Source organism: Pseudarthrobacter phenanthrenivorans (genome assembly GCF_036455295.1).
Classification (GTDB): Bacteria; Actinomycetota; Actinomycetes; order Actinomycetales; family Micrococcaceae; genus Arthrobacter; species Arthrobacter phenanthrenivorans_C.
This window is the reverse complement of sequence record NZ_JAYXNX010000009.1, coordinates 112392-125131: the sequence shown is the minus strand read 5'-3', so window position 1 is coordinate 125131 and position 12740 is coordinate 112392. Positions and strand designations below refer to the sequence as shown.

Annotated in this window: 13 protein-coding genes; 3 read left to right on the top strand and 10 right to left on the bottom strand. The window is 66.8% G+C overall.

Features of this window, described 5'->3' with window-relative positions; genetic code table 11:
• Positions 1-27: 27 nt before the first annotated feature.
• The 3 genes from VXJ37_RS13345 to VXJ37_RS13335 are packed head-to-tail and all read right to left on the bottom strand — an operon-like array spanning position 28 to position 4078.
• Complete coding sequence (locus VXJ37_RS13345; RefSeq protein ID WP_331323506.1) at positions 28-1419, bottom strand: pyridoxal phosphate-dependent decarboxylase family protein; 1392 nt, start codon at positions 1417-1419, stop codon at positions 28-30.
• A 56-nt stretch (positions 1420-1475) separates the two neighbouring features.
• Positions 1476-2270 (bottom strand): sulfite exporter TauE/SafE family protein, encoded by a 795-nt coding sequence (locus VXJ37_RS13340; protein ID WP_331323505.1) that lies wholly within the window; start codon positions 2268-2270, stop codon positions 1476-1478.
• A complete protein-coding gene (locus VXJ37_RS13335) occupies positions 2267-4078 on the bottom strand; it encodes a proline--tRNA ligase (RefSeq protein ID WP_331323504.1) in 1812 nt (603 codons plus the stop codon). Before VXJ37_RS13335 ends, VXJ37_RS13340 begins: the two co-directional genes overlap by 4 nt.
• Positions 4079-4511: 433 nt before the next feature.
• Here VXJ37_RS13335 and VXJ37_RS13330 point away from each other — a divergent pair, with 433 nt between their 5' ends.
• Genes VXJ37_RS13330 through VXJ37_RS13320 form a run of 3 tightly spaced genes read left to right on the top strand, consistent with a single transcriptional unit; the run spans position 4512 to position 6735 of the window.
• Positions 4512-5348 carry an ABC transporter ATP-binding protein gene (locus VXJ37_RS13330; protein ID WP_331323503.1) on the top strand — a complete coding sequence of 279 codons (837 nt, stop codon included), beginning with the start codon at positions 4512-4514 and terminating at the stop codon, positions 5346-5348.
• A complete protein-coding gene (locus VXJ37_RS13325; protein ID WP_440589807.1) occupies positions 5348-6103 on the top strand; it encodes an ABC transporter permease in 756 nt (251 codons plus the stop codon). Before VXJ37_RS13330 ends, VXJ37_RS13325 begins: the two co-directional genes overlap by 1 nt.
• Positions 6100-6735: a TetR/AcrR family transcriptional regulator gene (locus VXJ37_RS13320; RefSeq protein WP_331323502.1), complete on the top strand. Its 636-nt coding sequence runs from the start codon at positions 6100-6102 to the stop codon at positions 6733-6735. The genes VXJ37_RS13325 and VXJ37_RS13320 overlap by 4 nt, the downstream gene beginning before the upstream one ends.
• Here VXJ37_RS13320 and VXJ37_RS13315 read toward each other — a convergent pair.
• From VXJ37_RS13315 to VXJ37_RS13285, 7 genes are all read right to left on the bottom strand, one after another.
• Entirely contained in the window at positions 6728-7237 is a 510-nt protein-coding gene (locus VXJ37_RS13315; RefSeq protein WP_331323501.1) for a hypothetical protein, read from the bottom strand. The two genes, VXJ37_RS13320 and VXJ37_RS13315, sit on opposite strands and share 8 nt — an antisense overlap.
• Before the next feature lie 246 nt (positions 7238-7483).
• Positions 7484-8374, bottom strand: coding sequence for a GNAT family N-acetyltransferase (locus VXJ37_RS13310; RefSeq protein ID WP_331323598.1), 891 nt, complete (start codon positions 8372-8374; stop codon positions 7484-7486).
• On the bottom strand, positions 8337-9503 hold the full coding sequence (gene ispG / locus VXJ37_RS13305) for a flavodoxin-dependent (E)-4-hydroxy-3-methylbut-2-enyl-diphosphate synthase (protein WP_043452822.1): 1167 nt from the start codon (positions 9501-9503) through the stop codon (positions 8337-8339). Before ispG ends, VXJ37_RS13310 begins: the two co-directional genes overlap by 38 nt.
• Before the next feature lie 33 nt (positions 9504-9536).
• On the bottom strand, positions 9537-9830 hold the full coding sequence (locus VXJ37_RS13300) for a YciI family protein (RefSeq protein WP_331323500.1): 294 nt from the start codon (positions 9828-9830) through the stop codon (positions 9537-9539).
• Between the two features lie 132 nt (positions 9831-9962).
• On the bottom strand, positions 9963-10490 hold the full coding sequence (locus VXJ37_RS13295) for a hypothetical protein (protein WP_331323499.1): 528 nt from the start codon (positions 10488-10490) through the stop codon (positions 9963-9965).
• Positions 10487-11293, bottom strand: a complete 807-nt coding sequence (locus tag VXJ37_RS13290) for a MarR family transcriptional regulator (RefSeq protein ID WP_331323498.1) — start codon at positions 11291-11293, stop codon at positions 10487-10489. Before VXJ37_RS13290 ends, VXJ37_RS13295 begins: the two co-directional genes overlap by 4 nt.
• A gap of 117 nt (positions 11294-11410) precedes the next feature.
• Entirely contained in the window at positions 11411-12739 is a 1329-nt protein-coding gene (locus VXJ37_RS13285; protein ID WP_331323497.1) for a M50 family metallopeptidase, read from the bottom strand.
• Position 12740 lies beyond the last annotated feature (1 nt).

The following is a 12740-nucleotide window of genomic DNA, read 5'->3' as shown; positions in this document are numbered from 1 at the left end:
GCCGGCGGCAGGAGGCTGCGGGAAGTGTCAGGAGTTCCGCACAGCGGCAAGGGCCGAGCGGACAGCCTCCACGGCCGCGGCCACGTCCTCCCCTGCGGTATGCCAGTTGCTCACCGAGACCCGGAGAATGTCCCGGCCGTGCCACCGTGAGCCGGACATCCACACCTTCCCTTCCTCAATGATGCGGGCCGTAACCGCCCGGGTGGTGTCGTCATCAGCGAACGCCAGGCACACCTGGGTGTAGCCGACGTCGTTGAGCACCTCCACGCCCTCCAGCGCTGCCAGCCCCTCGGCGATCGCGGCTGCGGCACCGGCCAGTCCGGCCACCTGTGCTGCCACTCCCTCGCGCCCCAGGCTCTTCAGGGCCGCCCACACCGGCACACCCCGTGCCCGCCGGGACAGTTCCGGGACCTTCTCGAAAGGATCACCCGGGCCTTCCGCGTCGTGCACCAGGTAGCTGGCATGCAGGCCCATTGCAGCCCGCAGCGCCGAAGGGTCCCGCACGATGGCGATCCCGCAGTCGTACGGGACGTTCAAGGTCTTGTGGGCGTCCGTGCCCCAGGAGTCCGCCTCTTCATAGCCATGCATGAGGTGCCGCAGTTCGGGAGCGGCAGCGGCCCACAGCCCAAAGGCACCGTCGATGTGCACCCACGCGCCATGTTTACGGGCGACGGCGATCGCCTCCGGGAAGGCGTCGAAGGCACCCGAGTGGAGGTTTCCTGCCTGGAGGCACACCAGGGCCGGCCCAGCGCCGGCGGCGAGGGCAGCGTCCAGTGCGGCCGGAACCAGGCGCCCCTGCCGGTCGGCATCGACCAGCGTCGGCGTCCCGAGGCCGAGGTAGCGCAGGCCGAGATCCACCGTGTCGTGCCGTTCCCGTCCAACGAAGCAGCGGATCCGCGGCGCACCGGCAAGGCCGTCGCGGTCCAGGTCCCACCCGGAGTCGGTCAGCAACCGCCAGCGGGCAGCAGCCATGCCGGTGAAGTTCGCCATGGTGGCTCCGGTGACGAAACCAACGTCGGAAGCGGCCGGCAGGCCCAGCAACTCGAGCAGCCAGTGTCCGGCGGCTTCCTCAATGGCAGCAGTGGCAGGCGTGGCATAGCGCAGGCCTGCGTTCTGGTCCCACGCGCTGACCAGCCAGTCGGAGGCCAGGGCAGCGGGCAGGGTGCCGCCGATAACCCAGCCGAAGAACCGGCCCGAGGGCATGGCCATGAGCCCGGGCTCCGCCTGTTCGGCCAGGAAGTCGATCACCTCGGCAGCCGGCATGCCCGTTTCCGGCATCGGCCCGCCAAAAACCGTGGCGAGTTCGGTGGCATGCCGGCTGGGTCCAACCGGACGATGCGGGAGGCTGGCAAGCCACGCCTGCGAATGTCTGGCTGCGGCGCCGAGTGCCGCGGCAAACCCGTCGTCGCCGTGTGCCATACCTGCATGCTACGCCGGGCCCGCGCGTGCTGCGAGGACCGGTTTTCCGGAATCGCCTAGGAAAAGTTTTCCTGCCAGACGTCGTAGCCGAGTTTGACGATCAGGGCCGCCACCACCACCAGGAAGACCACGCGGACGAACTTGCTGCCCTGCTTCACGGCAGTGCGGGCGCCGAGGTATCCCCCGGCCATGTTGGCTCCGCCGAGCAGCAGGCCGATGCCCCACAGGATGGACCCGTGCGGCAGGAAGAACAGCAGTGCGCCCGCGTTGGTGGCCATGTTCACGATTTTGGCCTTGGCGCTTGCTTCCAGGAAGGCGTATCCCATGGCGGACACCAGGGCGATGACCAGGAAGGACCCTGTTCCCGGACCGATGAGGCCGTCATAGAAGCCGATCACCGCACCGATGAGGCAGGCCACAACGTAGTGCTTGTGCCCGTCATGGCGCAGTGCCGTCAGCTCCCCGACGCTGGGCTTCAGCGCGGTGAAGAGCGCGACGGCGACCAGCGCCGCCACGATGATGGGCTTGAAGACCCCGGCCGGCAGGGTGGCTGCCAGGCTGGCACCCCCGAAACTGCCGGCCAGCGCAATCAAGGCCATGGGGACGGCCGTCCTCAGGTCCGGGCCGACCCGCCGGTAATAGGTGGCAGCGCTGGTGGCGGTCCCGAAAATGGAGCCCATCTTGTTGGTGGCCAGCGCCTGGACGGGGGCGATCCCGGGAACCAGGAGCAAGGCGGGAAGCTGGATGAGGCCTCCACCGCCCACCACCGCATCAACCCAGCCGGCTGCGAATCCAGCGACCACGATCATGATGACGGTGGTGAGCTGGATCGACTCTAAGCCGGAGATCACTGGTTGCGGACGGCGTTGACCACGTAGTCGACGGCCTTGTCCACGGCAATGTTCTCAGCTTCACCGCTGCGGCGGTCCTTGATCTCCACCACGCCGTCCGCCAGGCCCCGGCCGACGGCCAGGATGGTGGGAACACCCAGCAGTTCGGCGTCACCGAACTTCACGCCGGGAGAGACCTTGGGCCGGTCGTCGTAGATGACGGACAGGCCGGCCTCCTCGAGTTCTGCCGAGAGCTTTCCGGCTGCCTGGAAGATTTCATCCCCGCGGCCGACGGCCACCACGTGGACGTCGGCGGGGGCCACGCTGCGCGGCCAGACCAGGCCCCGGTCATCGTGGTTGGCCTCGGCCAGCGCCGCTACGGCACGGGTGACTCCGACGCCGTAGGAACCCATGGTGACCACCACCTGCTTGCCGTTCTGGTCCAGCACCTTGAGGTCCAGTGCTTCGGCGTACTTGCGGCCGAGCTGGAAGATGTGGCCCATCTCGATTCCGCGGGCGGTCTCCAGCGGCCCGGAGCCGTCCGGTGACGGATCTCCGGCACGGACTTCGGTGCATTCGATGACGCCGTCCCAGCCGAAGTCGCGGCCGGCAACCAGGCCGAACACGTGCTTTCCGGCCTCGTTGGCGCCAGTGATCCACGCCGTTCCGCGGACAACGCGCGGGTCCACCAGGTAGAGCAGCTTGGTCGCACTCTCGGCGCCAAGCAGTGGTTCGTCCAGGGACAGCCCGGGCCCCAGGTAGCCCTTGACAATCAGGGGCTGCTTCTTGAGGTCTTCCTCGCCCGCCTGCTCCAGTCCGATCTCGCCGGCGACCGGGAGGAAGGACCCGATGTTTGCTTCCACGCGCTTGAGGTCCACGCCGCGGTCGCCGGGAACGCCGATGACCACCAGTTGGCGCTCCCCGGTGGGCAGCGTTACGGCGAGGACAACGTTCTTGAGCGTGTCCGCCGCGGTCCAGGCGCCGCCGTCGGCCTTTGCCCGCGGGGCAATCTGGTTCGCAGCGGCCACCAGGGTCTCAATGGTGGGAGTGTTGGGGGTGTCCAGGACTTCCGCAGCCGGTGCGTTGCTGAAGTCGATCTCATCGGGCACCACAGTGGTGACGGCCTCCACGTTGGCTGCGTAGCCGCCGGCGGAGCGCACAAAGGTGTCCTCGCCGATCTCGGTGGGGAACAGGAATTCCTCGCTCTTGGACCCGCCCATGGCACCCGCGGTGGCTGCTACCGGCACGATTTCCAGCCCGAGGCGTTCGAAGATCTTCAGGTAGGCGGCCCGGTGGGCGGCGTAGCTGGCGTCCAGGCCGGCGTCGTCCACGTCGAAGGAGTAGGAATCCTTCATGATGAACTCGCGTCCGCGGAGTAGGCCTGCGCGGGGACGAGCCTCGTCGCGGTACTTGTTCTGGATCTGGTACAGGCTCAACGGCAGGTCTTTGTACGAGGAGTACAGGTCCTTGACCAGGAGCGTGAACATTTCCTCGTGGGTGGGGGCGAGCAGGTAGTCGGCACCCTTGCGGTCCTGGAGCCGGAACAGGCCCTCACCGTATTCGGTCCACCGGTTGGTGGCTTCGTACGGCTCCCGGGGCAGCAGGGCCGGGAAGTGGACCTCCTGGGCGCCGATGGCGGCCATTTCCTCACGGATGATTTCCTCGACTTTGCGCAGGACGCTCAGCCCCAGCGGCAGCCACGTGTAGATTCCGGGCGCCGCGCGGCGGATGTAGCCGGCACGGACCAGGAGTTTGTGGCTGGCAACCTCGGCGTCGACGGGGTCTTCGCGCAGGGTGCGCAGGAAAAGCTGGGACAGTCGTTGGACCACGGGTGATATCCGTTTCTGGGGAAGTGCTGGGTCAGCAGGGCCGGAATTCGTCTGGTACTAATCTACCGGCACTGCACCTGCCGCATTGACTGCATGGGCGGCCATGGGCGAGGAGTATTGGCAGGCCCGGACACAGTAGAGCCACGCCCGGGAATACAAAGCCCCTGGCCCCCCAATAGGGCTGGTCATCGCATCCGGGCGTGGCTCAACGCCGTTATCGCCTGAGTACTGGTGAGGACTGGTGAGACCGCCCACCCCACTTCCAGCGCAGCTAGATCGAACTTATGTGATCGTGCACACGTTTGACAAGGGTTTTTGTGTCGGGAATCTGTTGACCCGCCAAGGCCAGCGGCCCTACCTTGTAATTCATCAGGTGATGAATTAGCTGGACATCCGGCCCGGCCGCACACCTGGGGCAGCACCGGAGGCAGCCATGTCGCATTCCTCAGCATCCTTGACCGTGACCCGGAGCGGCGGCGACGCGGCCATTGCGGCCGCCGCCCTCACCGTGAAGCTCGGGCGGCAGCCCGTCCTCCATGCGCTGGACTTCACGCTCCCCCAAGGGCGGATCACGGGGCTCCTGGGGCCATCGGGAAGCGGCAAGACAACCCTGATGCGGGCCATCGTGGGAGCGCAGCGCATCTCCGCCGGGACCCTCACTGTCCTGGGGCTTCCCGCCGGAACGCCTTCCCTGCGGCGGCAGGTGGGTTACGTCACCCAGTCCCCCAGTGTCTACCCGGACCTCACCGTGGAAGCGAACGTGCGCTATTTCGGGGCGATGCACCGCAAAGGCAAGGCCGACATGGCCGAGGCAATTGCCGCCGTCGGCCTTGGACCGCTGGGGCGCCGCAAGGCCGCCGATCTGTCCGGCGGCCAGCTCAACCGGGTCTCCCTGGCCTGCGCACTGGTGGCCCACCCCCGGCTGCTGGTGCTCGACGAGCCCACCGTTGGCCTGGATCCCGTCCTGCGCGCCGACCTCTGGGACCGATTCCGGGCCCTGGCGGAAGCCGGAACAACGCTCCTCGTTTCCAGCCACGTCATGGAGGAGGCCAGCCGCTGCCAAACGCTGCTGCTGCTGCGCGAAGGCCGGCTCCTGTCCCAGCTCACCCCCTCCGAACTCAGCCAACGGGGGCACAGCAGCAACCTGGAGCAGGCTTTCCTGGCCATCATCAGGGAACAGGAAGCATACGACGGCGGGAGCCCGCCGGCGCAGGCATCCACCGGGAGCCGGGATACCGGCGTGACCAAGCAGCACGGGAGCGTGCGGTGATGGACGTCCGGATGATGCTCGCCACGGCGCGCCGGGTGCTCAGCCAGCTGCGCCACGACCACCGCAGCATCGCCATGATCCTGGTGGTTCCTGCGCTGCTGCTCACGGCCGTGTACTTCCTCTACGAAAACGAAACGCTGCCGCCCGGCATGCCACGCACGTTCGACAGGGCGGGCCTCATGATGCTGGCCATCTTTCCTTTCGTGGTGATGTTCCTGGTCACCTCCATCACGATGCTGAGGGAACGGACCTCCGGAACGCTGGAGCGGCTGCTCACCACGCCCGTGCACAAGGCGGACCTGCTGTTCGGGTACGGCATAGCCTTTTCGCTGATGGCTGCGCTGCAGTCGCTGGTGGCCACGGCGGTGGGTTACTGGGTCTTCGGCCTGGACATCGCGGGAGCACCTGGCTACGTGGTGCTGATAGCCGTGATTAACGCCGTCCTGGGTGTCGCGCTGGGGCTGTTCTGTTCGGCCTTCGCCAGGACAGAGTTCCAGGCCGTGCAGTTCATGCCGGTAGTGGTGGTGCCGCAGATCCTGCTCTGCGGCCTCTTCGTGGCGCGCGACCGGATGAACGACGTCCTGGAAGCCATATCGAACGTCCTCCCCCTGACCTTTTCGGTCGATGCCCTCCAGGAGATCGCTGCCCATGCGGAGGCGACCGAACGGCTGTGGCAGGACGCGGGCATCATGGCCGCCATCTCGCTGGGTGTCCTGATCCTGGCCGCACTCACCCTGCGGCGGCGGACCGCGTGAAGGTGCAGGACCCGGCCGGCGGCCCGCCCCGCCCGGGAACCTCCACGGCCCGCCGGGGACGCCGGGGCGGCACGACGGGGTCCCGAGAGGACATCCTCGAGGCCGCCCGGATGCTCTTCGCCGAGCATGGCTTTGAGGGCACCAGCCTGCGCCAGGTCGCACGGGCGGCAGGAGTGGATCCCGGGATGATCCACCACTTCTTCACGGGCAAGGACGAACTCTTTGCCCTCAGCGTGGAATTGCCCGCCGACCCGGAGCAGGTCCTGGCCGGCGTCGCGGACACAGACCCAGCCACGCGTGCGGAACTGATCGTCCGCACGGTGCTCCGGCTGTGGGAGAGTCCCGCCCAGGCGGGCCTGCTGGCCTTCCTCCGCGGGACGATCGGGTCCAAAGCCAAAACCGCACTCCTGCGCGAGATGGTGGCGCGGAGGGTCATCAGCAGGATCATGGCTTCCGTTCCCGGGACGCCGGAAGAGGTGGCGCTGCGCGGAAGCCTCGTGGCAACCCAGGTGGTGGGCCTGATGATGGTCCGCTACGTGGTCCGGCTGGAGCCGCTCGCGTCCGCGGCTCCGGAGGACGTGGTGCGGCTCACGGCACCGAATGTGCAGCGGTACCTCACCGGGCCTATTTGACCAGTGTGGCAGCGGAATCCAGCAGTGAACCCGCCCGCTGGACGGCGTCCGCCTCGCTTGCGCCGCCGGATGCGACGGAGGTCAGCACCACGCCCTTCTGCACGGCCTGGGCCGTTCCCGTGGACTGGGTGCGGCCGTCCGGCAACGCGCTGTCCGTGCGGTACGCAACGGCACCGGGAACCGAACTGACTCCCGGCAGCGCTTTCACCGTGACGGCATTTTCCATGCCCGACGCGGTCATGGTCATGGACGAACACTTCGCCAACTGCGCCGAAGAGTCCGAGACTTTGGTAAGGAAGCTCTGATCCAGGCCTGACACCAGTGACAGTGCTGTGACCGCGCCGGTAGCGGTATCGGTGCTCATGCCGACGGCCATGGCGGCGCCGTCGACCGATGGCACGGTGCTGGGGGCGGCGAGCTCCTTGCAGTCGGCAGGTTTGACATCAATGGAAGCGAGTAGGGCTTTGGTTTGCTCCAGCGCGGTGGCGATGTCGCCGGCCAAGGCCTACACGGGTGACGAGTTGGCTGCCATCGTGGGCCAGGTGAGGGACTCGGCGGACCGGAGGCTCTCAGTGCTGCCGACCGGAGGGCGACGGCGCTGCCGTGGAGGAGTCTGCTGCCTGCGGCGCTGCCGATCCCCCGCAGCCGGATACCGCCAAGGCTACGAGGGCAGAAGCCCCGAAAGATCCCAGCACGGACTTCCTCATTTTTCCCCCAATTTTTTCAGTTCGCCGCCGGCAGCCGCCGGTTAGAAGAGAACTGTGGCGAACGTCCCTACCTGGCGGAAGCCAACACGTTCGTAAGTGGCCCTGGCCCTGGTGTTGAAGCCGTTGACGTAGAGGCTGGTTACCGGGGCGATCTGTTGGGCTTTCTCCACCACTGCCGACATGTAGGCCGCGCTCAGGCCCTGGCCGCGGAAGGCAGGGTTCATCCATACGCCCTGGACCTGGGTGACGTCATCGGTAACGGCCCCCAGTTCGGCCTTGAAAACCACCTCGCCGGAGTCGTTGAGGTGGACCAGGGAATGCCCCTGCCTGATGAGGCCCTCGACCCGCCTGCTGTAGAACTCCCGGCCGCCAAGGTAGGGCGAGTACCCCACTTCTTCCTCGAACATGGCGGCGCAGGCGGGAAGGATGCGGTCAAAGTCAGCGAGGTTCCCGGGCCCCAGGCCGGGATGGGGCTCAACCCGGGGCGGTCCGTCGATGACCATCAGCGGCTGGTCCGCCCTGACCTCGTGGGCGTGGTGCCCCAGCTCCGTGAGTTCTGCATTGAGGGCCAGCACCGCCTCGGCCGGACCGAACGCGGAGGCATACCTGCGCCCGGAGCTGTTTGCGGCCTCGGCCACCAAAGGTGCGAGTGCGGGGTCGAGCTGGACCGGAACCAGGTTGGCTCCGGCCCAGCACGCGCCCGTCAGGATGCCGTCCTCGAAGATGCCGATGACGCCGGCGCCGCCGCTGGTGGGTGCCGCCGTCCCGGTGGCGCGCAGGTGCGCGAGGATGAAGACGTTGGCCACCGGATCCTGGCGTGCCAGCGATGTCAGCGCGGGAGTATCCGGGCCGTCGAGCGTCCGGACGGAGAGACCGGCAGGGTCAGCAGCGTCCTTACGAGACGCTAACCACGGGGCTACCCTTGACAGCATCTTCGCCATCGGCCTCCCCCATCTCTTCCGCGATACGCATAGCCTCTTCGATCAGTGTCTCAACAATTGCGCTCTCGGGAACAGTCTTGATGACCTCACCCTTAACGAAGATCTGGCCCTTGCCATTGCCCGAGGCAACGCCAAGGTCGGCCTCGCGTGCTTCGCCCGGGCCGTTGACAACGCAACCCATGACCGCCACGCGCAGCGGGATCTCCATCCCTTCCAGCCCGGCAGTGACCTGTTCTGCCAGAGTGTACACGTCCACCTGGGCACGGCCGCAGGAAGGACAGGACACGATTTCGAGCTTGCGCGGCCGCAGGTTCAGCGACTGGAGGATCTGGTTGCCCACCTTGATTTCCTCCACCGGCGGTGCGGACAGCGATACCCGGATGGTGTCCCCGATGCCGCGCGAGAGGAGGGCGCCGAAGGCGGTGGCCGACTTGATGGTGCCCTGGAACGCGGGGCCGGCTTCGGTAACGCCCAGGTGCAGGGGCCAGTCGCCCTTTTCCGCGAGCATTTCGTAGGCGGCCACCATGATCACGGGGTCGTTGTGCTTCACCGAGATCTTGAAGTCGTGGAAGCCGTGCTCTTCGAAGAGGGACGCTTCCCAGACTGCCGATTCCACCAGTGCCTCGGGCGTGGCCTTACCGTACTTTTTGAGGATGCCGGGTTCCAGGGAACCGGCGTTCACGCCGATGCGGATGGACGTACCGTGGTCTTTCGCCGCGGCGGCGATCTCCTTGACCTGGTCGTCGAACTTGCGGATGTTTCCAGGGTTCACGCGCACTGCGGCACAACCGGCCTCGATGGCGGCGAAGACGTACTTGGGCTGGAAGTGGATATCCGCGATGACCGGGATCTGGGACTTCCGGGCGATGATGGGCAGCGCCTCCGCGTCGTCAGCCGACGGGCAGGCAACGCGAACGATGTCGCAGCCGGATGCCGTCAGTTCTGCAATCTGCTGGAGGGTGGCATTGATGTCCGTGGTGGGCGTGGTGGTCATGGACTGCACGCTGATGGGGTAGTCGGATCCTACGCCTACCGAGCCCACTTTGATCTGGCGCGTCTTGCGGCGCGGAGCAAGGACGGGCGGTGGTGCTGACGGCATTCCCAGGCTGACCGAGGTCACGTGGACTCCTTGAGTTGAAAGGGTAAAAGGCGGCTAGGCGGCGATCCCGGCCAGCATGCCGGTGACGGGAGACCATTCGGTGATGCGGGTTCCGGCAATGACTCCGGCCGCGGCGAAGGGATCCTGCTTGAGGATCGAGTTGAGGGCGGATTCGTCGGCTGCCTTGAAGATCAACAGGGCGCCGGCACCGTCACCGTAAGGGCCGCTGGCCACGATGACCCCGTCCTGCGCCAGTCCTCCGGTCCATTCCCGGTGCGCGGGCCGGGCCTCGTTGCGGGTATCGGTGGAGCTGGCGGCATAAACGTACTCAACGGCAAAAACTGTCATACCGCTACCCTATCGCCATGCCCGGCCAGGTACCGTACCCATCCTTTCAACGCGGTGGGCAATCCTGGTGGGAACGGACCATTGAGTGGCGAAGGCCGGCACTGCGGCAAGAGCACGCAGCAAGCGATCACATCAGTGCAGGAAGAGGACTTTGACGGCGGCAGCGGTTCCGGCGGCCCAGAGCATTGACGTGAGCGTACCGATGATGAAGCGTTCTGCAGCCACAGGGGTTTCCTTCAGTTCGGCGAACCTGCCGAGCCCCTTGATGGCCACAATGTAGGCGATGGCGACGGGTTGCCCGGTAATGATGGCAAGGCAGACCCCCAGCCGTTCCAGTACGCCAATGATGGCGCCTCCCCGCAGGATCCGCTGGGTGGTGGGCGCCGGACCGGCGGCCGCCACGTCCGACGCCGGCCGCCCGGGAGGGGCGGTGAGCTCGTCGTCCACCGTCTGGCGGCCTGCGCCGGCGGCAGCCTGGAGCGTCTGGTCCACGGTGACGTCCGCGGACGGATCCTGCTCCGCCCTCTGCGCTTCCTCCAGCGCTTTGGCAGCGTCCGCCCTGTCGTCGATGGTCCGGGCGAGCCTGAACACGAGCGCGGTAACGGGCCAGCCGGCGAAACCGGCGATAACCAGGGCCACTGCCACCCATACTGCGGTCACACGTCTCCTTCGTTCCGATAGTCCGGCTCCTGCGGAGAGCGGACATGGCCAGCAGCCCTGTTATCGCCCGTGGCATGGCCGCCTGTGGCGGCCGCCGTATCCCGGCGCCGCGGATCGTCCGCGTCGCCCCCAAGGCGCGAGTCGGCAAGTCCAAGAAGCATGGCGGCAGCGGGCCTGGCTGCCCATTCTTCCTGCCATCCGGACCGAAGCACGGTACGGCTCACCGACTGTTCCGAGATGCCAAGTTCACGTGCCACCTGTTTCTGGCTTCCATGCCGCCCCGGCCCCCTGCCACCCGGGTCCAGGCGCCGCAGGGCATCCGCCACCCGCCACTGGGCCTCGCTGCGGTCCTGGACGATCCGGCCCAACAGCCGGAGCACCGCCTCCGCATTGGCGCACGCCTGGACCCCCTCCCCGGCAGGGTCTCCCCCGCCCTCCACTGCCATGATGCCGGGCACCACCGACACTGGCACCTGCGTCCCTGCCGCCTTCGCCAGCTCAACCGCCTTCCTGGCGGCAACAAAAGCCGTTCCGGTCCCTTCCCGCGGGCTTGCTCCGGGAGGCACCCAGGCCGTCCCGACCCCGATTCCCACGTACCAGCGCCCGCTGCGAAGTGCGTGGAGGGCTATCTCCACCACGGTTGAAGGGTCCCGGACTATCCCCTGGACTTCATCCCCCACGGAACGTTCGAAGACCGGGTGTCCGGTCAGCGGAGGATCCAGCCGCGCAAGCTCAGCGAGGAAGGAGGGGACCAAGTCAGGGCCCCCGGTGCTTCCGCGCTGGTCAATGGTGAGAACGAACATGTATCAACCATAGATGGTTGATACTCCAAAATCAATCAGATCTGGCTGATATCAGGATATCTACCGGTATTGGCTTTCCGGCATACAGGAAGCCAGGGAGCCGCCAGAAGATCACCGTCAGAAGATATTGACCGGCTTGACGATGTCCGCGTAGATCAGGAGCGCGCTCATGCCCATGAGCAGGGCTGCGACAACATAGGTGACGGGAAGCATCTTGGCGATGTCGAAGGCTCCCGGGTCCGGCCGTCCGCGCAGCTTTGCCACCCAACGCCGGACGCCCTCGTACAGGGCCCCGGCAACGTGGCCGCCGTCAAGCGGGAGCAGCGGGATCAGGTTGAATACGGCAAGCGCGAAGTTCAGGCCGGCCAGCAAGCCTACGAGCGTTGCCACCCGCGACTGCAGGGGCACGGCCTCCATTGCTGCCACTTCGCCGGCAACCCGGCCGACGCCCACTACGCTGATGGGTCCATTGGGATCCCGTGGCTCCTCGCTGAAGGCAGCCTTGGCCACCCCCACCACCCGGGCGGGCAGGTTGAAGACAACGCCTGCCACCTGGCGGATGTTCTCCCCCGCCATGGGCAGGACGGACGACGCCGGCTGCGGCACCAGAGCGGTCTGCGCACCGATGCCGAGGAAGCCTACGTCCTGGTACTGGAGCTTGCCGGCAGCATCGGTGGCCTGCCGCCCGTCGGGCCCCATCACGGGCCGGGCGGACAGGACGGGGGTAACCGTGGTGGACACCGGGTTGCCGTCGCGCTGGACGGTGATGGCCACTTCCTTGCCGGCCGAAGCCCGGATCCACTCGGTCAGCTGATCCCAACTGGTGACAGTTTTGCCGTCGAAGGAGGTGATGGTGTCGTTGGGCTTCAGCCCGGCCGCTGCCGCCGGGGTCAACTGGCAATCAGGAGAGTTGGGGTCAACGGTTTGTCCCGCGGCCACTTGGCATTTGGAGACATCGGAAATGGTGGTGGTGGGTGTGGGAACGCCGAAGCCCATCAGCAGCACGGCGGTGAACAGCAGCCCGAGGATCATGTTCATGGCCGGGCCGCCCAGCATCACAACAATCTTTTTCCAAACGGGCAGGCGGTAAAAGACCCGGTTCCCGTCGCCGGGCCCCACTTCCTCATGGGCCATGGAACGGGCCTCGGTGGCCAGCGTCTGGAACATGCCGGTGCTCGAGGGCCGGACCGTGCCGTCCTCCTTGTTGGGCGGGTACATCCCGATCATGGAAACGTAGCCGCCCAGCGGCACGGCCTTCACTCCGTACTCGGTTTCGCCCTTACGGCGGGACCACAGCGTAGGGCCGAAGCCGATCATGTACTTGGTAACGCGGACCTTGAAGAGCTTGGCGGGGACAAGGTGCCCCACCTCGTGGAGTGCAATGGACACGGCAATGCCAAGCGCCACGAAGACGACGCCGAGGATAAAAAGTAGGACAGGGGTCATG

Coding starts and splice junctions, on each gene's coding strand:
- VXJ37_RS13345 (WP_331323506.1), bottom strand. CDS start 1,419: ATGGCACACGGCGACGACGGGTTTGCCGCGGCACTCGGCGCCGCAGCC.
- VXJ37_RS13330 (WP_331323503.1), top strand. CDS start 4,512: ATGTCGCATTCCTCAGCATCCTTGACCGTGACCCGGAGCGGCGGCGAC.
- VXJ37_RS13325 (WP_440589807.1), top strand. CDS start 5,348: ATGGACGTCCGGATGATGCTCGCCACGGCGCGCCGGGTGCTCAGCCAG.
- VXJ37_RS13310 (WP_331323598.1), bottom strand. CDS start 8,374: ATGCTGTCAAGGGTAGCCCCGTGGTTAGCGTCTCGTAAGGACGCTGCT.
- VXJ37_RS13300 (WP_331323500.1), bottom strand. CDS start 9,830: ATGACAGTTTTTGCCGTTGAGTACGTTTATGCCGCCAGCTCCACCGAT.
- VXJ37_RS13290 (WP_331323498.1), bottom strand. CDS start 11,293: ATGTTCGTTCTCACCATTGACCAGCGCGGAAGCACCGGGGGCCCTGAC.
- VXJ37_RS13285 (WP_331323497.1), bottom strand. CDS start 12,739: ATGACCCCTGTCCTACTTTTTATCCTCGGCGTCGTCTTCGTGGCGCTT.